Consider the following 23,553-nt stretch of genomic DNA (forward strand, 5'->3'; position numbering starts at 1 on the left):
ACGTGTTCTGCCATGGCACGCAGACTGGACTACTCGGCTCGCTATCCCCTGCACACCACCGAAGAGCTGTACGCAGCCCTCCAGAGCAGGGACTACTGGGAAGCCCGCGTAGCCGAAATGCGCAAGTACGCCCCCAACAACGAAGTGGTCAGTCTCGACGTCACCGATGACAGCATCGAGGTGGTCCTGCACCACACCCTGCCCCGCGAGATGCTCCCCGAGATCGCCCAGACCGTCATGCGCAAAGACATGGTGATCACCCGCAAGGAGAGCTGGGGCCCCTTCGACCACGACGAGACCGAGGGCAAGTTCTCCGCCTCGATCCCCGCGGGCCCCGGCAGCCTCACCGGCACCATCCGCCTGTTCCCCACCGAAACCGGCGCCACCATGCGCTTCTCCCCCACCGCCAAGGTCTTCATCCCCATGGTCGGCCCGCGCCTGGAGCAGCTGATGCTGGTGAACCTGGTGGACCTGTTCCGCGCCGAGCAGGAAGAAACCCTGCGATACCTGGACAGTCAGACCGCCGACAAGTCGGTCTGACACCTCCGGTGAGCCGCAAGGCCCTCCCTCCGGTCGGCACCATCACCCGCGGCACCACCGGCGTCAACCGTCTGCGTCGCAGCGATCGCTGGCTCGTCAACGACGAACTCGTCAGCAAGACCCTGCGTGAATCCGCCACCCCCTTGGTAGTCGACCTCGGCTACGGCGCCGCCCCGTGGACCACCTTCGAGCTGGCCGCCCGCTTGCGGACAGTTCGTCCCGACCTCGAGGTGGTCGGTCTCGAAATCGACCCGGCCCGCGTCGTCGAACCCCGCGACGGTGTTCGCTTCGCCCGTGGCGGCTTCGAGCTGGCGGGCCTGCGACCTACCTTGGTCCGCGCGTTCAACGTCCTGCGCCAATACCCCGAGGACGCGGTCCCCGACGCGTGGTCCCGGATCCAGTCCAATCTGGCCCCCGACGGCCTCCTCGTCGACGGCACCTGCGACGAACTCGGCCGCCGCTGCGCCTGGGTGCTCCTCGACCGCCACCGCCCTCTCTCCCTGACCCTGGCCTGGGATCCCTTCACCGTGGACCGACCCTCCGACATCGCCGAGCGCCTGCCGAAGGTGTTGATCCACCGCAATGTTCCCGGTGAACGTATCCACGCCCTGCTCATCGCGGCCGATCAAGCCTGGGAGCGTTGCGCGGCCATGGCGCCGTACGGCCCCCGCATCCGCTGGCGCGAAGCAGCGCGGCTGTTGCGCGCCAACGGTTTCCCGCTGCGGCCCTATCACCGACGAATGCGCGACTGCGTGCTGTCGGTCCCCTGGGACATAGTCGCCCCGTCAGACCCGGCTTAACGCCCGCCGTACCCGCGCCGACGCGCGCGGCGCCAATTGCTGCCCGCCCCACCAGATCTCGTCGGTATCGCACCGGTGGATGGCCACCGCGTCGGCCACCACCTCGTCCAGCGCCGACTGCGAGATCTCGGTCTCGGCCAGATCGAGGACCGTCCGCACCGGCGTCGTCACCAGAAACGGCCCGGCCGACTCCACATCCGCCGCGCAGAGCTTGCGCCGGGTCAGTACCAACCGCGGCGTGACGGGCGGGCGCCCCGCCGACACCGACAGATGCAGAAACCGCGGCTGCAACCTGCCGAGCCCGTGCAGTTCCGCCGCGCTCTGATACGACACCGCCGCGGCACCGTCGAACCACGCCGCCCACATCGCGTACTCGTCCAGCGGACCCACCCGCCACTGCCCCAGCCGCATCATCCCGACCCCGGCCCTGGTCACCGACCCGTCCCCCAAGGCCGCCCTGACCTGCGATTCGCAGCCGGTTCGCAATACCTGACGCGTGGTGAAAAAGCCCGCGTGCCGCCCGGCGAGGCGCCGCAGCACCCGCCACCGATGATCCGCTGTCCCCGCCACCCGGCGCGCGCCCTCGCCAGTCATGAGCCAAGGTTACGCCGGGTTCAGTGCGCCACGTCACATTTTGCTGTGAAGGCTTTCACCACGTCCTCAGAACAGACACAGAAAGTTCGGGAAGAATCCGATGCCATGACCACGCAAAAGCCCCCACGCCCCAGGATCGGTCGCCGCCCGCTGGTGATCGCGTTGGCCGTGGTCGCCGTCCTTCTCGTCGCGGCCATCGGCGGCACCGAAGCCTATGCCCGGCACAAGGTCTCACGCTGCATCAGCAGTGCGTTCGAGCAGCAGATGGGCTCTGGCATCGACGTGGGCTTCGGCCTGCGACCGATCCTGCTGTCCTATGTGGACGGCAAGGTCGGCTCGGTCACCGTCGACAGCGAGGACAACAAGTTCGGCCCCGCTGTCGGGATGGTGGTGCACGCGAAATTCAACGACATCGAACTCGTCGACCGCGGTCGCGGCGGCGGCACCATCGAGAGCTCGACCGCCGACGTGACCTGGAACAACGACGGCATCCGCGAGACGCTGGGCACCATGGTCAGCGGCGTGAGCTCCTCGGCGAGCACCGGCGTGCTGACCCTCGATGTGCTCGGCGGCCTCGCCCAGCTCGAGGTGCAACCGCTGGTCCACAACGGCAACGTCACGGTGGAAACGAAGTCGGCGCAGCTGCTGGGCATCGGCCTGCCCACCGCCCTCGTGCAGGGCATCGTCGAAACCTTCACCGAGAGCTTGCAGAGCTACCCGCTCGGCCTGCGCGCCCAGGAGGTGAAGGTCACCGATGACGGTGTGACAGTGCACCTTTCCGGCGGCAAGACCTCACTGGATGCCGAGCCCTCCGGTCAGCAGACCGAGTTCACCTGCTGATCGCCTACTCGGGAAATCCGTCGAGCACCACGGCGGATTTCGACAGCCCGAGCCGGGTGGCACCGGCCTCGATCATCGCGGCGGCGTCCTCGGCGGTGCGGATCCCACCACTGGCCTTCACCCCGAGCCGCCCGCCGACGGTCTCGGCCATCAACCGCACCGCGTGCACGCTCGCACCGCCCGCCGGATGAAAACCGGTGGAGGTCTTCACGAAATCGGCACCGGCCTGCTCGGCCGCCCGGCACGCGCCGACGATCGCCGCATCGGTGAGTGCGGCCGATTCGATGATCACCTTGAGCACGGCCCGATCCATGGTCGCCTCGCGCACGGTGATGATGTCGGCGAGCACGGCATTGAAATCACCGGCCAGCGCGGCGCCCACGTCGATCACCATGTCGACCTCGGCGGCGCCCTGCTCCACGGCCAGCCGCGCCTCGGCACCCTTCACCAGCGAGTGGTGTTTGCCGGACGGGAAGCCCGCGACGGTAGCCACCACCAGCCCCGGCGCGCGCACCGGCAGCATCGAGGGCGAGAGGCAGATCGCGTACACCCCGAGCTTGCGCGCCTGGGCGATCAGCGCGTCGACCTCGGCCGGGGTGGCTTCCGGGGCGAGCAGGGTGTGGTCGATCATGTCGGCCACGGCGGCCCGGGTCAGCGGCGCGGAAGTCATTCGCCGAGCATCGCACACCCGCAGCGGCGTCCGGCAGCGAGGGCGACGACGTTTCCGCCGACATCGAGCGCCGCACATCATTGCGCTCATCTACCCAAATCCGGGAGACTTATGCCTGTGCTGATCCGTCGCGAGACCCCAGCGGACGCCGCGGCGATCGCCGCGATCCACCGAGCCGCCTTCGCCCCGCACTACGCGGACGATCCGGCCGTCACCGAACCACCCGAACCTGCCCTCGTCGAGACGCTACGCACCGACGAGTCGTGGATGCCGACCCTGTCGCTGGTCGCGCTCGAATACGACACCGTCGTGGGGCACATCTGTCTCACCAGAGCCGGTATCGGCCCGTTCCCGGTGCTCGCGCTCGGCCCGCTCGGCGTCGACCCGGAGCATCAGAAGTCCGGCGTCGGCTCGGCGCTGGTCCACGCCGCCCTCGGTGCCGCCGACGCCCTCGACGAATCGGTCGTCGGCCTGGTCGGTGAACCCGACTACTACGCCCGTTTCGGCTTCGTCCCAGGCCCGCGTCTCGGCGTCGTGCCCGACGTAGCCGAATGGGCGCCGTACTTCCAGGTGCGCCCGCTCACGGCCTACGACTCCGCCGTCACCGGCGAATTCCGTTATCCCGCACCGTTCTACGACCTGTAGATCATTCGAAGACGACCGTGCGCCGACCGTGCACGAGCACCCTGCCTTCGAGATGCCAGCGCAGCCCGCGCGCGAGCACGACCCGCTCGATGTCACGTCCTTGGCGCACCATGTCGCGCACATCATCGGCGTGATCGACCCGGATCACGTCCTGCTCGATGATGGGCCCCGCGTCCAGCTCGGCGGTGACGTAGTGGCAGGTCGCCCCGATCAGCTTCACCCCGCGCGCGTAGGCCTGGTGATAGGGCCGCGCGCCGACGAACGAGGGCAGGAAGCTGTGGTGGATATTGATCGCGCGCCCCGCCCAGTACTCGCACAGCTGGGCCGGGAGCACCTGCATGAAGCGGGCGAGCACCACCGCCTGGGGATCGTGGGAGTCGACGAGTTCGCGCACCTGCTCGAAGGCCGGACCGCGCTCGGCCGGGTCCTTCGGGAACGGCACGTAGTGGAACTTCACCCCGTGCGCCTCGGTCATGCCCGCGAGATCGGGATGATTGCCGATCACGGCCTCGATGGTCGCGGGCAGCTCACCGGCCTGCGCGCGGCCCAGCAGGTCGTGCAGGCAGTGCCCGTCCTTGCTGACCAGCAGCACCACCCGCCGCGGCGCCCCGGAATCGTGTAGCTGCCAGTCGGTCTCGGGCCCGAACTCGGCGGCCACCTCGGCGAAGCGCTCCCGCAGCTCGTCGATCGAGAACGGCACCGTCGAGGCCTGCACGGCCTGCCGGGTGAAGAACCAGCCGATGTCACCGTCGGAGTGGTACCCGGCCTCCACGATCGAGCCGCCGAATTCGGCGATGAACGAGGAGATCCGGGCGATGACGCCCGGCCGGTCCGGGCACCCGAGGGTCAGCACGAACCGACGGTCGTCCGAGGTCACAGCGGTAGAACTCATCCGCCGATTCTCGCAGGCTGTCAGGCCGAGGCGCGCACGGGCTCACGGACTGCGGCGAGTACCTCGGCCACTTCGGCATTGAACAGGTCATAGCGTTCGACGTTGCCGAGGTGCCCGGTCGGCAGCACCTTGAACTCGGCGAGCGTGCCCGCTTCCCGCAGCAGCGCGGCCAGACGCTCGGCGTGAATCGCCGGTGTCATGTCGTCGCGGTCGCCGGCGAGCACGGTGGTCGGCACCGAGAAGTTCTTCGCGTCATCGCCCAGGTGCAGCGCGGCGAGCAGGTTCCCGTAGCGCGAACGCGTCATCATCGGACAGCCACGCACCACCGACAGCGCGTAGTCCAGCTTCTCGCGCGAGGTGTCGAGGGTCATCACCTGACGCGCGAAGATCCAGCGCACCGGCTTGATCGGCGGGAAGACCACCGGGGTGCCGAGGATCAGCTTTCCGAGCCAGTCCGGCGTCGGCATCGCGCGCCCACGCAGCAGCCGCAGCGGCTTGTTCAGGCCGGGGACCATGGTCGACACCTCGACCAGCGAGTGCGCGCCGGTATTGGTGAGGATCACCGCGGCGGCCTGTTCGGCGACGCGCTCGGGGTAACGGCCCGCCCAGGCGATGAGCGTCATCCCGCCCATGCTGTGTCCGGCCAGTACCGCGCGCTGACCCGGCAGCAGGACGGCGTCGAGCACGTCACACAGGTCGTCGGCGAGCAGATCCGTGCTCGGGCGGGCGTATCCGTTGGTGCTCTCGCCGTGGCCGCGCTGGTCGTAGGCGACCACGCGGTACTCGCCGGCGAAGGCGTTGATCTGGGCGTTCCAGTATTCGAGGGAGCAGGTCCAGCCGTGGGCGAACACGATCACGGGCGCGTCGACCGGGCCGTAGGCGTGCACCCGCAACCGGGCACCGTCAGCCGTGATCACCGGGATCACGTCGTGCGGCATCCGCGGCGGATCGAAGGCCGCGATCCCGTGCGACCGGGTCCGCAGGTCGGCCCGGTGGGCCGCGAGGGTGGTCTTGACCACGGTGGACGCCTGATCGACCAGGTTCACCAGAGCCGTCGGCAACTTTGCGCGCATCAGCACACTCCTTTGTGTTACTGATAGATACAGTAACACCGTGTACCACTCACCCGCGAGCCCTCCGGGGGGCTGTTACCAGCGCGGGCCGCGCTGCACCTCGTCGACCTTCGGGCGCACGTCGGCCAGGTACACACCGGTCGCGATGATCGCGATGAACGACAGCAACCCCAGCCCACCGATGCCGATCAGCAGAAACACCAGCGCACCGCCGAGAATGGCCAGCCAGATCGGCTTGGTCATCTTGTCGACGGCGGTGAACGCATCCGAACGCTGGCGCACAGCGTGAATGAGCGCGAACACCGTCGCGCCGAGGGCGCCGATCCACAGGACCAGCAGAATCAGCGAGGTCATCCCATTCACCATGTTCACATCCCCATCATACGAACAGCGGCCCCGTACACACACGGTGTACGGGGCCACTGTCAGCGGTGATGCGCGGAAGGCTTAGACCTTCTTCGGCGCGACCTTCTTGGCAGCCGGAGCGGCCTTCTTGGCAGCCGGAGCCTTCTTGGCGACGGGAGCCTTGGCCGGAGCGGGCTCCTCGGTGGTGACGGCGACGACCTCGGCCTCGACAACAGCCTCGACCTCGTCGGCCACAGCCTCGACCTCGGCCTTGCCGCGGCCCAGCAGGTCGTTGACCTTGGTCAGGGCGTCCTCGGCGCGAGCGGAGGCATCCTTGTACAGGGTCTCGACGCGGCCGATCTGCTCGTCGACGGCCTGGTTGGCACGCAGCCGGTCGACGGTCTCCTCACCGCGAACGGCGAGATCGGCGTAGATGTCGAGCGCCTGGCGGTAGTACTGCTCGGCCAGCTTGCGCAGCTCTTCGGGGGTGAACTTCTCACGCAGCTCGGCGAGATCCTCCGGCAGCTCCGAGGGCAGGCCGGAGATGCGGTCGCGCAGGGTGTCGAACTGGGCCTGCACGTCGGCGGGCACGTTCGCGATGCGCTCGCGGGCCTCTTCGACGCGGGCCTTGGCATCGGTGGCGCCAACGCGGCCACGGACGTCGGCGACGACGTCGTTCACGGCGGCGTAGATGGCATCACCGGCGCCGACGGTGGCGAACAGCGGCTTGGTCACAGTGGCGGTCTTCTCGGTCATCAGTCTTCATTCTCCTGGTGTGGCGGAGTGTCAGTTGTCGTGAACGAAACGTCACTGTCTCGTTCGATCCCCCCTGAGCCGGCTTCTTCCCCGTTTTCCCGGCGAAACGACTCATAGATTTCCAGCAACACCTGTTTCTGCCGCTCGGACACCGAAGTGTCGGCGAGCAGGGCGTCGCGGACCGGGCTGTGCGGACGCTGTTCCAGAAATCCTGCCCGCACATACAACACCTCCGAGGAAACCCGCAGTGCCTTGGCGATCTGCGCGAGTACTTCGGCGGAGGGATTACGTAATCCGCGTTCGATTTGGCTCAGGTACGGATTACTTACCCCCGCCAGAGCGGCGAGCTGACGCAGGGACACCTGCGCACCTTCGCGCTGTGCCCTGATGAAACCTCCGATATCTTGAGCCGCGTGCGCTACACGACTCTCGGGTTGGTCTGTCATCGCTCACCTTCTGGCGTTGTAAGGCCAATACTAGAACAGGGTGCTAACTATTGCAAGCACTACAGTTAGCACTCGGTCGGCTAACCATCACTCAGTGGAACAGCAGCTGCGAGATCGTGTAGATGGCCAGGCCGGCGAGCGAGCCGACGACCGTGCCGTTGATCCTGATGAATTGCAGATCCCGACCGACCTGCAATTCGATCTTCCTGCTCGCCTCGTCGGCGTCCCAGCGCGCGACCGTGTCGGTCACCAATGTCGTGATCTCCGCGGAGTAGTTACCGACCAGATAGCGAGCACCGCGATCGATCCACCCGTCCACCTTGCCACGCATCGCCGGGTCGTCACGCAGGCGCTCGCCGAGCTGCTGCACATTTTCGGCCACCTTGCGCCGAAGGGTGGAATCGGGATCGTCGGCCGACTCCAAGATCAACCGCTTCGCCGCCCGCCAGGTCGCCTCGGCCATTCCGGTGATCTGCTCGCGGCCCATGATCTCGGCCTTGACCTTCTCCGCCTTGGCGATCATCGCGTCGTCGTGTTGCAGGTCCTCGGCGAAATCCTGCAGAAAGCGATCGGCGGCCCGGCGCAATTCATGATCGGGATCGGAGCGCACCTTCCAGGTGAACTCCACGAGCTCCCGATAAATTCGTTCGGAAAGCAAAGTATTGACGAATTTCGGCGCCCATTGCGGCGCATCGCGCACCACGATCCGGTCGATCGTCTCCTGTGAGCCCAGCGCCCACTGATGCGCGCGCTCAGCCAGCAGATCGATCAGCGGCCGCTGCCGGTTGTCGGCGATCATCTCCGAGAGCACCCGGCCCAGCGGCGGCCCCCACAGCGGTTCGGCGATCCGCTTGACGATGGTGTTGTCGATGATCTGCTCGACGTCCTCGTCGCGCAGGGTGTTCACCACCGCGGTCAGGATCGTCGCGCTCTCCTGCGCCACCCTGGCCGCGTGGGCCGGATCGGCCATCCACCGACCCACGCGCAGCGAGATCTGCGCCGAGTCCAAGCGGGCCGAGACCACGTCGGGAGCGAGGAAGTTGGTGCCGACGAAGGCGCCGAGACTCTCGCCGAGCTGGTCTTTCTTCTTGCGGATGATCGCGGTGTGCGGGATCGGCAGACCCAGCGGGTGTTTGAACAGCGCGGTGACCGCGAACCAGTCGGCCAGTGCGCCGACCATGCCCGCCTCCGAGGCCGCGCGGACATAGCCCACCCACTCGCCGCCGCCGCCACGCGATTCGAGCCAGCGGCACAGCAGGTAGATCACGCTGGCCACCACCAGGAAACTGGTCGCCAGCGCCTTCATCTTGAACAGGTCACGTTTTTTGCCCGCCTCGTCGGTCATCACCGCGAAGCCGGCGGGCTGTGCGGCGGGCTCGGTGCGCGGCGTGAGAACCGCCGTGTTGCCGGGAGATTTCTCCATAGCCCCCATTCTGCTGTGCGCGCGGCGAGTGCGCCGCCGTCAACCCCGCGTGGCGTCTCCCACGACACGGCGAACCGCGCGGTTTGTCGTACGCGCGCGTAAGCACCGGAGTGTGGTAAATGCCGCAACGTGGGCCAAAGGAGCGCCACCCCACACCGGCGCGCCTAAGCTGTTGGCTAGAGACGCCAACATCGATCACAAGGGGGCTGTTCTGTCCACCGAAGACCTTGTCGAGATCGGCGAGCAGTCGAGCCGAGCCAGTGTGCGCGGCGGCGGCCAAGCCGACGGCCGCAAACGTCGGTGGCGCCAGCACAAGATCGACCGTCGCGAGGAACTGGTCGACGGCACCCTCAACGCCATCCGCGCGCGGGGCAGCCAGGCGGGCATGGACGAGATCGCCACCGAGATCGGCGTGTCCAAGACCGTGCTGTACCGCTACTTCGCGGACAAGAACGACCTGGTCCACGCCACCATGCAGCGCTTCATCGAAACCACCCTGCTGCCCCGGGTGTACGGCGCGATCAGTCTCGACGCCGACGAATACCAACTGGTGCGCGCCGCGATGACCGAATACGTCGGCACCGTCGACGACGACCCCGAGGTCTACCGGTTCATCATGAGCAATTCCGCGGGCGACAAGTCCTCGCTCGCGGAGTTCGAGCGGCTGTTCGCCGAGGTGGTCACCACGGTGCTGGTCGACCGCGCGGGCAGCAAGGGCATGCGTACCGACGGCGCGCTGCTGTGGTCGTATGTGCTGGTCGGCGGCATCCAGCTGGCCACGCACTGGTGGACCACCACCGACAAGGCCATGCCACGCCAGGACGTCATCGACTACCTCACGATGATGGCCTGGAGCGCGATCGAGGGCATCGCCAGGGCAGGCGGCTCGCCCGAGATCTTCACCGCGCAGCCACATCCCCTGCCCGAGATGCCGCAGCAGGAACCCTGACCAGCGTTTTCGCGCGTTCGAGGGAGCCGGGCTCGACAACTCCGCGCGGTTGGCTACGCTGAACCGAGCGGGGCGCTGTGGCTTGCGTCACCGCCGGTGGTCGTGTGACGCTGCGCGTCTACGCCGCCGCGCACGTCGGCACCAACGGAGGTACCTCGATGGCGAAGAACGTGCCGACTTCCCGGCTTGCCCGCGGGACGAAACTGGGGGCAGTCGCGGCGGGTTCGGTCATCCGCTCGAAGAAGACCAGGCTATCGATGCGTGGCCGCTCGGAGGCGGTGCGCGCGCGGATGGCGGAGGAGTCGATGATCCGCACCACCGAACAGGTGGTCATGGTGCTGGGCACCATGAAGGGCGTCGCCATGAAACTGGGTCAGATGATGTCGGTGCTCGATCTGGATCTGGTGCCCGAGAACCATCGCGAGCGGTTCCAGCAGCGCCTCGCCGTGCTGCGCAATGCGGCACCGACGGTGTCGTTCGAGTCGATGCGCACGGTGATCGAGCAGGATTTCGGTGCTCCGCTGGCGGAGATCTTCGCCGAATTCGATCCTGAGCCGATCGCCGCCGCCTCGATCGGCCAGGTGTACCGGGCCACCCTGCACGACGGCCGCGCTGTCGCGGTGAAGGTCCAGTACCCCGGGGTCGACGCCGCCGTCCGCGCGGATCTGAAGAACCTCACCATGTTTCGCCGGGTGCTGGCCTCGGCGATGCCGTGGATCACCCCGGCGGTGCTCGACGAGCTGAAACTCAATATGGAGAGCGAGCTCGACTACCGGGCCGAAGCCGCCACGCAGTCCGAGATCGCGCATCTGTATCGCGAGCACCCGTTCATCGTGGTGCCCGCCTCGGTGCCCGAGCTGTCGACCACCCGCGTGCTGGTCAGCGAGTTCATCGACGGCGACGGCTTCGACGAGATCCGGAAAATGCCCGCTGCGCTTCGCGATCGGGTCGGCGAGATCATCTACCGGTTCTATGTCGGCTCGCTGTTCAGCTTCAACGAGTTCTGTGGCGACCCGCATCCGGGCAATGTGCTGCTCGCGCGTGACGGCCGGGTCGCCTTCCTCGACTTCGGGCTGTTCAACCGCATGGACCCCAAGCTGGTCGGATTCGAGATCGAGTGCCTGCGCGCGGCCGCCGAGGATCGCGCCGAGGATCTGCGGCAGTTGATGATCGATCGCGGCGTGATCGATTCGCCCGAGGAGATCGGCGCCGAGGAATGCCTCGAATATGTGCTCGCCGCCTCCGAATGGTGTCTGGTCGACGAGGAACTCACCATCACCCCCGAACTGGCCAGCGGCGCGTTCCTGCTCGCCGTCGACCCGAGGGCCAGCGAGTTCACCGGCATGAAGCAGCAGAATCTGCCGCCGGAACACCTGTTCTCGCGCCGCGCCGACTTCCTCACCTTCGGCATGCTCGGCCAGCTCGACAGCACCAACAACTGGCATCTGGTCGCCAGGGAATGGCTCTACGGCGATCCGCCGGTGACCGAACTCGGTCTGGCCCATCGCGATTGGCTCAGCACCCACCCACCTAAACCGGTGAAGAAGACCCGCGCCCGCAAGGCGAGCGCAGCAGCCACCAAGCCCTGATCATCATCTTCTCGAAAGGCGCGCAATGCCGCAGCACCGTGAGTTCGACCTGATCCTGTTCGGCGCAACGGGTTTCGTCGGCAAACTCACCGCCGAATACCTGACCACCGCGGCCCCGGCCGGCGCCAAGATCGCCCTGGCAGGCCGCTCGGCGGACAAGCTCGCCGCCACCCGCGCCGAGCTGGGCCCGGTGGCCGCGAATTGGGAACTCGTCGTCGCCGATTCCAGCGACCCGGCATCGCTCGCGGCGATGGCCGAGCGCACCAAGGTCGTGGTCACCACGGTCGGCCCGTACCTGCGCTACGGCATGCCGCTGCTCGGCGCGTGCGCCGCGGCGGGCACCCACTACGCAGACCTCACCGGCGAGCCGCTGTTCATCCACGACGCCATCGAGAAGTACGAACAGACTGCGGTCGACTCGGGCGCCAAGATCGTGAACTCCTGTGGCTACGACTCGATTCCGTCGGATCTGAGCGTGTACGAGATCTACCGCGCCACGATCGCCGACGACACCGGCGAGCTGGAGGACACCACCCTGGTGGCCTATCTCAAGGGCGGCATGAGCGGCGGCACCATCGATTCCGGGCGCGCCATGATGGAAGACATCGCGGCCGATTCCGCGCGCGGCAAGATCCTGGCGCACCCGTATTCGCTGAGCCCGGACCGCAGCATGGAACCCGATGTCGGCCGCCAGTCCGATCAGGCGCTGGCTCGTGCCGACAGCATCGACGCCAGCCTGGACGGCTGGGTCACCACGTTCGTGATGGCCTCGCACAACACCAAGGTCGTGCGCCGCACCAACGGACTGCTCGGCTGGGCCTACGGCAAGCAGTTCCGCTACCGCGAGGTGATGAACGCGGGCACCTCGGCCGCCGCACCACTGGTCGCGGCGGGTATCGCGGGTGGCATCGTCGCCGGCATGGCCTCGGGCGCGGTCCTTTCGCGCGTTTCGCTCGGCCGCAAGCTGCTCGACCGGATCCTGCCCAAGCCGGGTACCGGCCCCAGCGAAAAGGCCCGCCTCAGTGGCTGGTTCACCATGAAGACCTTCGCCCGCACCAGCTCGGGCGCCAAGTACCAGGCCACCTTCTCCGGCACCGGCGACCCCGGCTACCAGGCCACCGCCGTGCTGCTCGGCCAGAGCGGCCTGAGCTTGGCCTTCGATACCCTGCCCGAGCGCGCGGGCGTGCTCACCCCCGCTTCCGCGATGGGCGAGGCACTCACCGCGCGGCTGCGCGAGGCGGGCATGACCATCGAGGTCGCACGGCAGTGAATCTAGCTCGCAAGACCATGAACGCCCCGGCGCTGGCGGCGGTGTACGAGCACGCGTGGCGACCCACGCTGTTCTACCTCGCCAGCGGCCGCACCACCGGCACCGACCGCCGCGACGCGGTCGGTGCCCTGCGCCTGAGCGGCCCCATGAAGGTGCTCGATCTGGCGTGCGGCCCAGGAAATTTCACCCGCTATCTCAGCGAGTACCTGAGCAAGGGCGGCTTCGTCACGGGTCTGGACTACTCGGCGCCGATGCTGGCCAAGGCCGCCGCCGACAACGCGAGCCCGCGGGTCGGCTACGTCCGCGGCGACGCCCGCACGCTGCCGTTCGCCGACGGAACCTTCGACGCCGTCTGCTGTTTCGGCGCCCTGTACCTGATCCCCGACCCGCTGGTCGCTACCCGCGAGATGATCCGCGTCCTCGCCCCCGGCGGCCGCATCGCGATCAGCACCAGCTACGCCGAGGACAATCTCTTCGGCTCGGCGAGCAGCCTGGCCGCGAGCCTGGGCGGCCTGCGCCTGTTCGACCGCGACATCTTCCCGAAGCTGTTCGCCCGGGCGGGCCTGACCGAAATCGACCAGCGCGTCCACCGTTTCATGCAATACGTGGATGCCACCAAGCCCTTTTCAGACCAGGCTTAGCCAATAGTCCTGGAACTTCAGGAACACCAGCAGCAGCACCACCGCGTAGAACACCACCACCAGGGTCCAGCGCCATTCAGCGAGGATCCCCATCGCCCCACGCGAGCGACCCCACAACTCCTGGGTGATCACCGCGAACAGCACCGGCACCGCCACCCACACCACCATGCAGTACGGGCACAGCGCGTTGATCCGGTACAGGCTCTGGAAGATCAGCCAGCACAACCCGGCGACACCGAGGACAGTTCCGAGCCACAGCCCGCCCCAGATCCAGCGCGGGAACCCGACGCCGACCACCGACAGGACGCCGAGGGTCACCACCACCGAGAACCCGACGACGCCGATCAGCGGGTTGGGGAAACCGAAGACCGCGGCCTGGTCGGTCTTCATGATCGACCCGCACGACAGCACCGAGTTGATGCTGCACGAGGTGACGTAGTCCGGGTCGACGAACAGCTTGAACCGTTCGACGGTGAGCGTGACCGACGCCAGCCAGCCCGCCAGCCCGGCGATCAACAGCAGCCAGGCCGAGCGGGCGGGGGCGGTGATCACTTGGCCGCGTCAGCGATCACGGAGGCCAGGCCGTTCTCGGTGAAGATCGCGTCGGACTGGTTCAGCTGACCGTTGATGTACACCGACGGCGTCGATTTCACACCACTCTGCAGCGTGGTCTGGGTGACCTGCTGGATGTAGTCGTTGTACGGCTTGTCGTTGATGCAGGTCGCCACGGCCGGATCGGTGTACCCGGCGCCGGTGGCGATCTCGATGAGCTCGTCGTTGCTCAGGCCCGCGCCGCCCTCGGCGGGCTGCTTTTCGAACATGGTCTGCAACCAGCTCTGGTACTTGGTCGTATCGGACTTCGCCACGCAGAACGACGCGTTGGCCGCGCGCGAGGAGTACTGGTTGGTCGAGGCCTTGTCGAGGAAGGAGATGATCTGGTACTCCACGGCGGCGGTACCGTCGGCGGCGGCCTTGGCCAGCGCCTGCCCGTTGGCGGCCTCGAACTGCTTGCAGGCCGGGCACTGCAGGTCGGCGACCACGCGAACCTTGACCTTGGCGTCGGGATTGCCGATCACGACCGTGCCGGTCTCGGTGATCGCCCCGCCCGTCGCGGGCACCTGCGCCGCCGAAATGGTCGTCGACTCCTTGTCGGAATCGGACTTGTTCACCGCGATACCGATGCCGATGGCCGCCACCAGCGCGACCAGTACCGCCGCGACACCGACCTGGATCGCGATCTTGCGCTTCTTGTCGGCCGCCTCGGCCGCCGCCAGCGGATTCTTGCCCGAGGGCCTCTTGCCCGTGCTCACCGTCGTCACACGCCTTTCGCTCGTTGGCTCCCCACCGGGAACATCATGCGGGCCGAACCTGAGAGTTTCCGCAAAGCTCGTACTCAGGACTCGTCGAGTCGTTTCAACTGCTCGGCGATATCGAAGTCGGCGGGCGGCCAATCGAGTTCCAGCCTGGCCAGCGCGGCGATCAGCAACTCGGTGACCGCGAGGCGCGCGTACCACTTGTGGTCCGAGGGCAGCACGTGCCATGGCGCGTAATCGGTGTTGGTGCGTTCGAGAACAGCCTGGTAGGCCTTCTGATATTCGGGCCAGTAGGCGCGTTCGGTGATATCGGAGGGGTTGAATTTCCAGTATTTGTCGGGCCGCTCCAGACGTTCGCGCAGCCGCTTCTTCTGTTCGTCGAGGGAGACGAACATGGCGACCTTCACGATGGTGGTGCCCGCGTCGGTGACCTCTTTCTCGAAGGCGTTGATCTGGTCGTAGCGCTGCTCCCACTCCGACTGCGGCACGAGATCGTGCACCCGCACCACCAGCACGTCCTCGTAGTGGGAGCGGTCGAAGACGCCGATCTGACCGTGCGCGGGCAGCTTGTTGCGGATGCGCCACAGGAAGTCGTGCTGCTTCTCGAGCTCGGTCGGCACGCCGAAGGACGCGTGGTCGACGCCCTGCGGGTCGACCGAACCGATGACGTGGCGCACGATGCCGCCCTTACCCGCGGTATCCATGCCCTGCAAGATCAGCAGCACGCTGTGCTGCCCACCGGTGCGACCGTGCGCGAACAGCTTCTCCTGCAAGACCGACAGCACCGTCGCTCGTTCGGCGAGCAGTTCCTTGCCCAGACGCTTGTCGCCGGTGAAACCCGGTGTGCTCGAGGTGTCGAGATCGGCGACGCGCTGACCGTCGGCGCGTAGTGCGATATCAGCCTGTTCGGTCCAGTGTTTCGCCATTTCCCATGCCTACCACTAGTGAGTGGGTTTACCGGGCAAGCTCGACGCAATCGTTGCCTGCCAGCACTGCACGCCCACCGGATCGGCGATATCGGCGCTGTGCACGTACACGGGATCCTCGCCCGCGCCGCGCTGGGCGCGATAGTCGGCGAGCAGGCGGAACGCGATGGCGCCGAGCGGGATGATCGCGGCCAGGTTGACCAGTGCCATCACGCCCATGAACACATCGGCCAGGTTCCAGATCAGGCTCACCGAGCCGAGCGCCCCACCGAAGACGGCCACCAGCACCAGGATTCGGAACGCGGTGAGCACCTGTGGACGGCTGGTGATGAATTCGATATTGGCGCGACCGTAGTAGAAGTTGCCGATCATCGAGCTGAACGCGAGCAGGAACACTACCGCGGTGAGCACGTGCCCGGCCCAGGCGCCCAGCGACGCCTGCAGCGCGCTCTGGGTGAGGTCGGCGGTGCGCCGCTCGGACAGGTCGGGGTCGGTGGTGAGAATGATGAACGCGGTGATCGAGCAGATCAGCAGGGTATCGAAGTAGACACCGAGCGACTGGACCAAACCCTGCTTCACCGGGTGCGAGACATCGGCTGCCGCAGCGGCATTGGGCGAGGAGCCGAGCCCGGCCTCATTGGAGAACATGCCGCGCCGGATACCTTGCGCGAGCGCGGTACCGATCCCGCCGCCGACCACCTCGCGCAGCCCGAACGCCCCGCCGACGATATCGGCGAGCACCCGCGGCAGATCGGTGAGGTTGAGCGCCACCACGGCGATGCCGAGCAGCAGATACACGATCGCCATCACCGGAACCAGCACCTCGGTGATGTGGCTGATCCGGCGCACCCCACCGAAGATCACCACGCCGAGCAGCGTGATCAGGCACAGCCCGACCACCGGGGCGAACCAGTCACCGTCCAGCGCCGACAGCGACGCCCGCCCGGTCGCCACGATGGTGTTGGACTGCACCGCGTTGAACACGAACCCGAAGGTCACCGTGATGATCACCGCGAAGGCCAAACCCTGCCATCGACGACGCAACCCGTACTCCATGTAATAGGCCGGGCCGCCGCGAAAAGTCCCCGGCTCCGCCTCCCGGCGCTTGTAGAGCTGGGCAAGGGTCGATTCCACGAACGCCGACGCGGCCCCGATCGTGGCCATCGCCCACATCCAGAACACCGCCCCCGGCCCGCCGACGCTGATCGCGGTCGCGACCCCGGCGATATTCCCGGTTCCCACCCGCGCCGCCGCCGAAATACTGAACGCCCCGAACGCCGACACCGCCTTCTTCCCGTCCGCCGCCGTCGGCCCCTTCTCGGCCACCACCCGGAACATCTCCGGCAGCATCCGCACCTGCACCACCCCACTGCGCACGGTGAAGTACACCCCGGCCGCGATGACCAGCGGAATCAGCAGCCAGTTCCAGAACACATCGTTGACATCGACGATCACCGAGTTCAGGGTGTCCATCCGGCGAACGCTACCGCCGCCGCCCGCCATGACCGGTCAGGCTGCGACCGATGTCGTTCGCCCGTGTGGCTAGTTGGGTGTTCCCTGAGCCAGCGCCACTTCGACGATTCGGGTCGCGCCGTCCGGCGAGGTGACTTCGAGCCGGACCGGATCGGCGGGCTTGCGGACGTTGATGGCCGCGCTGAGAGCCTTCGCGGTGGTGATCGAGACGCCGTCGACCGCGGTGATCACATCCCCGATGTTGATCCCCGCCTCGCGCGCGGGCTGGCCGTAGAAGGCCCAGCTCACCTGGGCGCCTGCCGGTCTGGCATCGATCACCTGCACGCCGAGGGTCGCGGTCGGGCCGATATGGACGGTTTCGGTGGGCGTTCCCGAACGGATCTGCGCCACGATCCGCATGGCGGTATCGATGGGGACCGCATAGCCGTTGGCCGGTTTGCCCTCGGCCCTGGCGGCCTCGCCCGACGCCGCCGTGATCACTCCGACCACCGCTCCCGACGCGTCGGCCAGCGCACCGCCGGACTGTCCGCCCATCACCGGCGCGGCGATCTCCACCATCCCGTTCAGTGCCTTGCGGGTCAGGTCGGCGGAGTTCATGGCCACGATCGTCGCGTCCAGATCGGTGATCGGACCGGCGACGGAAGTGGGCCGGCCGCCGTCGCCGCCCGCGTCGCCGATGGCCAGCACATCCTGGCTGATCCGCAGGTCGGCGGAGGTGCCGAGCCGCGCGGTCGGCAGCCCCGCGGCCCCGCCCAACGACAACAGCGCGATGTCGGCGCCGGAGTCGTAGCCGAGCACGGTCGCGTCGTAGACCAGTCCGTTGGCGATATCGGTGACGCTCAGCGCCTCGGCCCCCTTGATCACGTGATGGCTGGTCAGGATCTGCCCGTCGGAGGTGAGCACGATCCCCGACCCGGCCGCCCCGATGCCGAAACCGGCCGCGTCGACGTCGATATTGACCAGTGCCGATTCCACCTGCCCGGCGACCAGCACGGGGTCGAGCGGCACCAGTACCGGAGCCTGCGCTTGCGCCACGAATTCCGGCTCGACCAGGGTGAACTCCCCGCGATACCCGAGAAACGCGCTGACCCCGAGCAGCGCCACCAGCATTGTCACCAGCACTCGTCCGACACGCTTCACAGCACATGTCCTCTCTCGCGAGCCGACCAGTCCATTGTGACCCGTTTTCCGCGTCCGCCGGTCTCGATAAGGACGCGGTACGAGGCTCGACATGCTCGATCGGGCCCGAGACACCGCCGTCGGTGCGGTCTACTTGGCAAAGCACGCATGCGGCTGTAGGCATGTAGCCATGAGCACCGCTGCCGCCTACGCCAAGCCCTCCCCCGACGGGGCCTTCGAAAAGGTCACGATCGAACGTCGCGAAGTCGGTCCCGACGATGTCCTGATCGACATCAAGTACGCCGGTATCTGCCACTCCGATATCCACACCGCGCGGGACGAGTGGGGTGGCGCGCAGTATCCGTGCGTGCCCGGTCACGAGATCGCGGGCATCGTCGCCGCGGTCGGCTCGTCGGTGCGCAAGTACCAGGTCGGCGACCGGGTCGGCGTCGGCTGCCTGGTGAACTCGTGCGGTAAGTGCGTGCCGTGTCTGGCGGGTGAGGAGCAGTACTGCACCAACGGCCCCACCTGGACCTACAACTCGCCCGTTCCCGAAACCGCGCAGCCTGGCGGGTACACGATGGGCGGCTACTCCACCCAGATCGTGGTCGACGAGAGCTTCGTCGTCGCGATTCCCGAAGGTATCGGCCTCGATGTCGCCGCGCCGCTGCTGTGCGCGGGCATCACGCTGTACTCGCCGCTCAAGCACTGGAACGCGGGACCTGGCAAGAAGGTCGCGATCATCGGGATGGGCGGGCTCGGGCACGTCGGGGTGAAGATCGCCGCGGCGCTCGGCGCGGAGGTCACGGTGCTGAGCCAGTCGCTGCGCAAGCGCGACGACGGCCTGCGCATGGGAGCCGACCACTACTACGCCACCAGCGAGAAGGAAACCTTCCGTCAGCTGCGCGGTCAGTTCGACCTGATCATCAACACGGTGTCAGCCGACCTGCCCATCGACAGCTACCTGCGCTTGCTCGCCCTCGACGGCACGCTCGTCATCCTCGGCCTCCCGGAGCACCCGATGAGCGTCACCGGGCGCCACCTCGCCGGCTTCCGCCGGTCACTGGCCGGTTCGATGATCGGTGGCGTCGCGCAGACCCAGGAGATGCTGAACTTCTGCGCTTCGCACGGGATCGGCGCGGAGATCGAACTGATCTCCGCCGATGAGATCGACTCCGCGTACGACCGCGTGGTCGCCAGCGATGTCCAGTACCGGTTCGTGATCGACACCGCCACGGTGTAGTCGAGGCGGGTCGGCGGCACGCGCGCCGACGGGCTGTCGACGCTCGTCCTCGGTACCGTGACATTTGTGGTTGCCGAGGACGAATCCGCTGAACCTGCCGCACAGTCCGCCGACGTGAGTACCCTGCCCGCCTTCTGGTCGGTACGAACACCACCGCGCTGGCTGCCGCGGGCACTGCTGTACGCCGTGCTCGCGGTAGCCGGGTTGATCGCCGCGTTCTGGGTGCTCGCCAAGGTACAGGGCCTGCTGACCGTGCTGCTGGTGTCGATTTTCCTGGCGTTCGCGATCGAACCCGCGGTGAATTGGCTTGCCGCGCGCGGTGTTCGGCGCGGGGCGGGCACCGGCGCGGTGTTCCTGGTGGTGCTGGTGGTGATCGTCGCGTTCGTGTGGACGCTGGGCGCGCTGCTGGTCAACCAGGTGACCATGCTGGTGACGAACGCCCCCGACTACGTCCAGGACCTGGTCGACTGGGTCAATTCGACCTTCGACCAGGATATTTCGGGCGACGACCTGACCAAGTACGCCTCGGAGTGGAGTTCCACGATCGAGAAGTATCTGGTCGGTCTGGCCGGAAACGTCTGGGGCATCGGCACGGTCGCGATCGGCGCGCTGTTCCAGCTGCTCGGCGTGCTGCTGTTCACGTTCTACTTCGCGGCCGACGGACCGCGTTTCCGCACCTGGGTGTGTTCGCTGCTGCCGCCGAAACAGCAGAAGCATGTGTTGCGGGCCTGGGATATCGCGGTCGAGAAGACCGGCGGCTACATCTATTCGCGGGCCCTGCTGGCCCTGTGCTCGGCAATCGCGCACTATGTCGCGCTGCGGGTGCTGGATGTGCCGTCGGCGTTCGCCTTGGCGCTGTGGGTCGGTGTTGTCTCCCAGTTCATCCCGACGGTCGGCACGTATATGGCCGGCGCGCTCCCGGTGCTGGTGGCGCTGGTGCACGACCCGATCACGGCGCTGTGGATCCTGCTGTTCATCGTCGCCTATCAGCAGTTCGAGAACTACGTCCTGCAACCGCGCATCACCGCGACCACCCTGGACATGCATCCGGCGGTGGCCTTCGGGGCGGTGATCGCGGGTGCCGCATTACTCGGGCCGACCGGCGCGCTGCTCGCGATTCCTGTCACCGCCACGCTGCAAGGTTTCGCGGGCGCCTATGTGCGGCGCTACGAAGTCACCGAAGAGGCCGACGCGCCGACGCCGAAGAAAAAGAAGCGCAAGAAAGCCGAGTCCGAAGCCGCATCCACCGACGAATAGGCAGCGCATGGCGATCCTGTTGTCCCTGGTGTCGATGTTGTCGACGCTGTTCGGCGGTTTCGTCGCCATGCGGATCGGCGACCGCAAGCACCTGGTTCTCGGGTTGGCCGCGGGGGTGATGTTCGGCGTGGTCGCGTTCGACCTGATCCCCGAGGCGCTGGAACAGTCCGACGGCATGTTCCGCGGCATTCCCTATGTCTTGATCGCCGCGGTCCTCGGCTTCCTCAGCCTGCACGTGATCGAGCGCGCGGTCGCCATCCATCGCGGCCACGAGCAGGAATTCGGCACGCACAAGCACGGTTTCGAGTCCGTCGGCCTGCTGGCCGCGGGCGGCCTGATCTTCCACAGCACCCTGGACGGTTTCGGTATCGGCCTGGGTTACCAGGCAGGCGCGGCGGTCGGCATGTCGGTTGCCATCGCCGTCATCTGCCACGACTTCGCGGACGGCTTCAACACTTTCACCATCCCCACCGTCTACGGCACCGCCCGCAAGCGCGCCCTCACCCTCCTGGGCCTCGACGCCATCGCCCCCGTAGTCGGTGCCATCCTCGGCACCCTGATCCACGTCCCCGAGAATTGGATCGGCCTCTACATGGGCTACTTCGCCGGCTTCCTCCTCTACCTCGCCACCGCCGACATCCTCCCCGAAGCCCACGCGGGCCACCCCTCCCGATTGACCCTGCTCTGCACCCTCTTCGGCGTAGCCGCCATGTTCACAGTGGCGGCCCTCAGCCACTGACTCGATGTTCCTACTTCGTCGCCTCGATCACGCAGAGCTGAGCCATCATTCGATGGTCTGCAACAGCTCGACCAAGGTCATGCGGAGCTTTTCCATCTGGGTTCGGCTGTAGAGGGCGGTGTCGTATTCGAGTTGGAGGGTGAGGCGGCCCGCGATGGTGAAGGCGGTGAGTTTCGGGGGCATGGCGGGGCCCATGGCGTAGATGTCGTCGCGGACGAAGGCGATGTGGTCGGGGATCGAATGGGGTTGCAGGCGGCCGATATTGGAGATGGCGATGGTGGGCGGTGCCGAGAGGAGGGCGGCGGTGAGTTCGTCGTTCACGAGCTGGGCGGCGAGTGGGAAGCGGGCGGGTTCGCGGCGGTCGAGGCCGGCGCGCATACCGGTCTCGACCGAGTGCGCCAGTTCGAGCTGGGTGGTTTCGCCGGTCGCCGAGACCGCGACGCCCGCGCCGGAGGCGAAGTTGACGATCGTGTCGGCGGGTACCGGCGGGTCGAATTCCCCGCGGACGTCGGCCGCGTACCCGCAGAACATCGGCACGGCGCCTGACTCGGGAAATCGAGTTCGGATGGCGGCCAGCGCCGTACCGGTGAGCAGGCTGTTCACCGAAAGGCCATGGGAGCGTGCCGCTGTCACGAGTTCGGCGGTCTCCTCGGCGGTCAGTTCGACGCGCTGCATCGCGAATCGGCCGAGCGGATCGGCGTCGGCGCCGTCGCGGGGCAGGGTTCGTGGCGCGTCCTTGGGGGTCATCGTCGCCGCACGGGCCCTGATCTCGGTCAGCCATGCCTCGGCCTCCGCAGCCGAAACCACCTCAGCCAGAAGAGTATCCATCGCCTCTGGCAGTGACTGATCCGAATCCGCCTCCGGCACAGCGACACCTGTCGCATGTGCGGTGTAGTGCCGCCACATCTGCCCGAGCAACGCGAATCCCGATCTGCCATCGGAGATTCCGTGATGGACGGCCAACACGATCTGCTGACGCAGACCCGCCCGCAGCAGGTACGCGCGAAACAGCCCGTCACGCCAGTCCCTCGGCCCGTTGACCAGCGCCAGATACTCGGCTTCGCCACCCTCGATGATGTCGAGCCGAGGCCGGAATTCGTCGTCGCGGACGAAATAGCCCACTCCGTCGTCGGTCACCACCCGACTGCGCAGCAGTGGATGCGCGGCGGCGAGTTCGTCGAGCACCGTCCGCAGGATCGCGGGGTCGAGCGCGCCGTGCACGGTGGTGCCGAGAAACAGCGGCATGGCGCCGGTCGGCACGCTGCCGATGGTCGCGCCGGTGTCGAAGTAGCTGGATTCGAACGGGGAGATGCGTCGCCGAGAGGTCATATCCGAAACATACATCCGTTTCATACACTTGTCACTGACGGTTGTTTGAAACCGATGTCACAAACGGGCGTATGCACCGCTTGCTATCGTGCGCAGGTGGGAACGCGCGAAGATCTCCTGGAAGCCGCCAAGCAGTGCCTGGCCGAACGCGGGTATGCCCGCACCACCGTGCGCGATATCGTCGCCGCCTCCGGCACCAACCTCGCGGCCATCAACTATCACTTCGGTACCCGCGACAAGCTGTTGCAACAGGCGATGCTGGAATCCAGCGCGACAGCCGTCACGCAGATCCTCGACGCCCTGCCCGCGAACGACCCGGCCGATCCCACTGCCCGCCTCGAAGCGTTCTGGCACAGCCTGATCACCTCGTTCGTCGAGAACGCCCCGCTCTGGCACGCCAACGCCGAGTGCCTGAACCAGGCCCTGCACTCCCCCGAACTACGCACCGAACTCGCCGCGGCACAGGGCCGAGCCCGCCACGGCCTGTCCGAAGCCTTCGGCAACGGCGACAGCAACGTCGGCGCGATCCTGCAAACAATGATCGGCGGCCTACTCCTCCAATGGCTGATCGACCCGGACAACGCCCCCACCGCCGCCGAACTCACCGCGGGCGCCCGTGCCATGATCCGCGCCTGAGTCGCTCGACCGCCGAACCGGCACGGGCGGCGATCTCACCCGCTC

Annotated in this window: 26 protein-coding genes; 12 read left to right on the forward strand and 14 right to left on the reverse strand. The window is 67.2% G+C overall.

Annotation, left to right across the window (positions count from 1 at the left end; genetic code table 11):
* Window positions 1–12 precede the first annotated feature (12 nt).
* On the forward strand, window positions 13–540 hold the full coding sequence (locus ACFWPX_RS15090) for a DUF2505 domain-containing protein (protein WP_378916302.1): 528 nt from the start codon (window positions 13–15) through the stop codon (window positions 538–540).
* Window positions 541–548: 8 nt separating this feature from the next.
* Window positions 549–1,340, forward strand: a complete 792-nt coding sequence (locus tag ACFWPX_RS15095; protein WP_378927871.1) for a class I SAM-dependent methyltransferase — start codon at window positions 549–551, stop codon at window positions 1,338–1,340.
* Here the strand turns inward: ACFWPX_RS15095 and ACFWPX_RS15100 are convergent.
* The gene (locus ACFWPX_RS15100; RefSeq protein ID WP_378916308.1) at window positions 1,326–1,934 is read right to left on the reverse strand and encodes a hypothetical protein; all 609 of its coding nucleotides are present in this window, start codon (window positions 1,932–1,934) and stop codon (window positions 1,326–1,328) included. The genes ACFWPX_RS15095 and ACFWPX_RS15100 overlap by 15 nt on opposite strands.
* Before the next feature lie 105 nt (window positions 1,935–2,039).
* On the opposite strand from ACFWPX_RS15100, the gene ACFWPX_RS15105 reads away from it, so the two are divergent.
* Window positions 2,040–2,774 carry a DUF2993 domain-containing protein gene (locus ACFWPX_RS15105; RefSeq protein WP_378927872.1) on the forward strand — a complete coding sequence of 245 codons (735 nt, stop codon included), beginning with the start codon at window positions 2,040–2,042 and terminating at the stop codon, window positions 2,772–2,774.
* 4 nt (window positions 2,775–2,778) lie between these two features.
* Here ACFWPX_RS15105 and deoC read toward each other — a convergent pair whose 3' ends face one another.
* Window positions 2,779–3,444 (reverse strand): deoxyribose-phosphate aldolase, encoded by a 666-nt coding sequence (gene deoC / locus ACFWPX_RS15110; protein WP_378927873.1) that lies wholly within the window; start codon window positions 3,442–3,444, stop codon window positions 2,779–2,781.
* Between the two features lie 117 nt (window positions 3,445–3,561).
* On the opposite strand from deoC, the gene ACFWPX_RS15115 reads away from it, so the two are divergent.
* Complete coding sequence (locus tag ACFWPX_RS15115) at window positions 3,562–4,089, forward strand: GNAT family N-acetyltransferase (RefSeq protein ID WP_378916316.1); 528 nt, start codon at window positions 3,562–3,564, stop codon at window positions 4,087–4,089.
* A 1-nt stretch (window position 4,090) separates the two neighbouring features.
* Here ACFWPX_RS15115 and purU read toward each other — a convergent pair whose 3' ends face one another.
* The 6 genes from purU to ACFWPX_RS15145 form a co-directional block, all read right to left on the reverse strand.
* Window positions 4,091–4,981 (reverse strand): formyltetrahydrofolate deformylase, encoded by an 891-nt coding sequence (gene purU, locus ACFWPX_RS15120; protein WP_378927874.1) that lies wholly within the window; start codon window positions 4,979–4,981, stop codon window positions 4,091–4,093.
* A 20-nt stretch (window positions 4,982–5,001) separates the two neighbouring features.
* Window positions 5,002–6,054, reverse strand: a complete 1,053-nt coding sequence (locus ACFWPX_RS15125) for an alpha/beta fold hydrolase (RefSeq protein WP_378916320.1) — start codon at window positions 6,052–6,054, stop codon at window positions 5,002–5,004.
* A gap of 75 nt (window positions 6,055–6,129) precedes the next feature.
* Window positions 6,130–6,420: a DUF2516 family protein gene (locus ACFWPX_RS15130; protein WP_378916653.1), complete on the reverse strand. Its 291-nt coding sequence runs from the start codon at window positions 6,418–6,420 to the stop codon at window positions 6,130–6,132.
* An 81-nt stretch (window positions 6,421–6,501) separates the two neighbouring features.
* On the reverse strand, window positions 6,502–7,155 hold the full coding sequence (locus tag ACFWPX_RS15135) for a heparin-binding hemagglutinin (RefSeq protein WP_378916322.1): 654 nt from the start codon (window positions 7,153–7,155) through the stop codon (window positions 6,502–6,504).
* Entirely contained in the window at window positions 7,155–7,601 is a 447-nt protein-coding gene (locus tag ACFWPX_RS15140) for a helix-turn-helix domain-containing protein (protein ID WP_378916325.1), read from the reverse strand. Before ACFWPX_RS15140 ends, ACFWPX_RS15135 begins: the two co-directional genes overlap by 1 nt.
* A 91-nt stretch (window positions 7,602–7,692) precedes the next feature.
* Window positions 7,693–9,024: a DUF445 domain-containing protein gene (locus ACFWPX_RS15145; protein ID WP_378916326.1), complete on the reverse strand. Its 1,332-nt coding sequence runs from the start codon at window positions 9,022–9,024 to the stop codon at window positions 7,693–7,695.
* A gap of 262 nt (window positions 9,025–9,286) precedes the next feature.
* Here ACFWPX_RS15145 and ACFWPX_RS15150 point away from each other — a divergent pair, with 262 nt between their 5' ends.
* From ACFWPX_RS15150 to ACFWPX_RS15165, 4 genes are all read left to right on the forward strand, one after another.
* Complete coding sequence (locus ACFWPX_RS15150; RefSeq protein ID WP_378916655.1) at window positions 9,287–9,973, forward strand: TetR/AcrR family transcriptional regulator; 687 nt, start codon at window positions 9,287–9,289, stop codon at window positions 9,971–9,973.
* 158 nt (window positions 9,974–10,131) lie between these two features.
* The gene (locus ACFWPX_RS15155; protein WP_378916657.1) at window positions 10,132–11,562 is read left to right on the forward strand and encodes an ABC1 kinase family protein; all 1,431 of its coding nucleotides are present in this window, start codon (window positions 10,132–10,134) and stop codon (window positions 11,560–11,562) included.
* 25 nt (window positions 11,563–11,587) lie between these two features.
* Complete coding sequence (locus ACFWPX_RS15160) at window positions 11,588–12,832, forward strand: saccharopine dehydrogenase family protein (protein WP_378927875.1); 1,245 nt, start codon at window positions 11,588–11,590, stop codon at window positions 12,830–12,832.
* Window positions 12,829–13,473, forward strand: a complete 645-nt coding sequence (locus ACFWPX_RS15165; protein WP_378927876.1) for a methyltransferase domain-containing protein — start codon at window positions 12,829–12,831, stop codon at window positions 13,471–13,473. Before ACFWPX_RS15160 ends, ACFWPX_RS15165 begins: the two co-directional genes overlap by 4 nt.
* Here the strand turns inward: ACFWPX_RS15165 and ACFWPX_RS15170 are convergent.
* From ACFWPX_RS15170 to ACFWPX_RS15190, 5 genes are all read right to left on the reverse strand, one after another.
* The gene (locus ACFWPX_RS15170; RefSeq protein WP_378916660.1) at window positions 13,459–14,022 is read right to left on the reverse strand and encodes a vitamin K epoxide reductase family protein; all 564 of its coding nucleotides are present in this window, start codon (window positions 14,020–14,022) and stop codon (window positions 13,459–13,461) included. The two genes, ACFWPX_RS15165 and ACFWPX_RS15170, sit on opposite strands and share 15 nt — an antisense overlap.
* Window positions 14,022–14,783, reverse strand: a complete 762-nt coding sequence (locus ACFWPX_RS15175; RefSeq protein WP_378927878.1) for a DsbA family protein — start codon at window positions 14,781–14,783, stop codon at window positions 14,022–14,024. The genes ACFWPX_RS15170 and ACFWPX_RS15175 overlap by 1 nt, the downstream gene beginning before the upstream one ends.
* A gap of 83 nt (window positions 14,784–14,866) precedes the next feature.
* Window positions 14,867–15,712 (reverse strand): polyphosphate kinase 2 family protein, encoded by an 846-nt coding sequence (locus ACFWPX_RS15180; RefSeq protein ID WP_378927879.1) that lies wholly within the window; start codon window positions 15,710–15,712, stop codon window positions 14,867–14,869.
* A gap of 15 nt (window positions 15,713–15,727) precedes the next feature.
* A complete protein-coding gene (locus tag ACFWPX_RS15185; protein WP_378927880.1) occupies window positions 15,728–17,185 on the reverse strand; it encodes an alanine/glycine:cation symporter family protein in 1,458 nt (485 codons plus the stop codon).
* A gap of 69 nt (window positions 17,186–17,254) precedes the next feature.
* Window positions 17,255–18,325, reverse strand: a complete 1,071-nt coding sequence (locus tag ACFWPX_RS15190; protein ID WP_378927881.1) for a S1C family serine protease — start codon at window positions 18,323–18,325, stop codon at window positions 17,255–17,257.
* A 169-nt stretch (window positions 18,326–18,494) separates the two neighbouring features.
* On the opposite strand from ACFWPX_RS15190, the gene ACFWPX_RS15195 reads away from it, so the two are divergent.
* The 3 genes from ACFWPX_RS15195 to ACFWPX_RS15205 are packed head-to-tail and all read left to right on the forward strand — an operon-like array spanning window position 18,495 to window position 21,543.
* A complete protein-coding gene (locus ACFWPX_RS15195) occupies window positions 18,495–19,547 on the forward strand; it encodes an NAD(P)-dependent alcohol dehydrogenase (protein WP_378927882.1) in 1,053 nt (350 codons plus the stop codon).
* 57 nt (window positions 19,548–19,604) lie between these two features.
* On the forward strand, window positions 19,605–20,804 hold the full coding sequence (locus tag ACFWPX_RS15200; RefSeq protein ID WP_378916345.1) for an AI-2E family transporter: 1,200 nt from the start codon (window positions 19,605–19,607) through the stop codon (window positions 20,802–20,804).
* 7 nt (window positions 20,805–20,811) lie between these two features.
* Window positions 20,812–21,543 carry a ZIP family metal transporter gene (locus ACFWPX_RS15205; RefSeq protein WP_378927883.1) on the forward strand — a complete coding sequence of 244 codons (732 nt, stop codon included), beginning with the start codon at window positions 20,812–20,814 and terminating at the stop codon, window positions 21,541–21,543.
* Between the two features lie 45 nt (window positions 21,544–21,588).
* Here the strand turns inward: ACFWPX_RS15205 and ACFWPX_RS15210 are convergent, their stop codons facing one another.
* The gene (locus ACFWPX_RS15210; RefSeq protein WP_378927884.1) at window positions 21,589–22,872 is read right to left on the reverse strand and encodes a hypothetical protein; all 1,284 of its coding nucleotides are present in this window, start codon (window positions 22,870–22,872) and stop codon (window positions 21,589–21,591) included.
* Window positions 22,873–22,968: 96 nt separating this feature from the next.
* On the opposite strand from ACFWPX_RS15210, the gene ACFWPX_RS15215 reads away from it, so the two are divergent.
* A complete protein-coding gene (locus ACFWPX_RS15215) occupies window positions 22,969–23,508 on the forward strand; it encodes a TetR/AcrR family transcriptional regulator (protein ID WP_378927885.1) in 540 nt (179 codons plus the stop codon).
* The last annotated feature ends 45 nt before the right edge of the window (window positions 23,509–23,553 follow it).

This window comes from Nocardia sp. NPDC058518 (assembly GCF_042719655.1).
Classification (GTDB): Bacteria; Actinomycetota; Actinomycetes; order Mycobacteriales; family Mycobacteriaceae; genus Nocardia.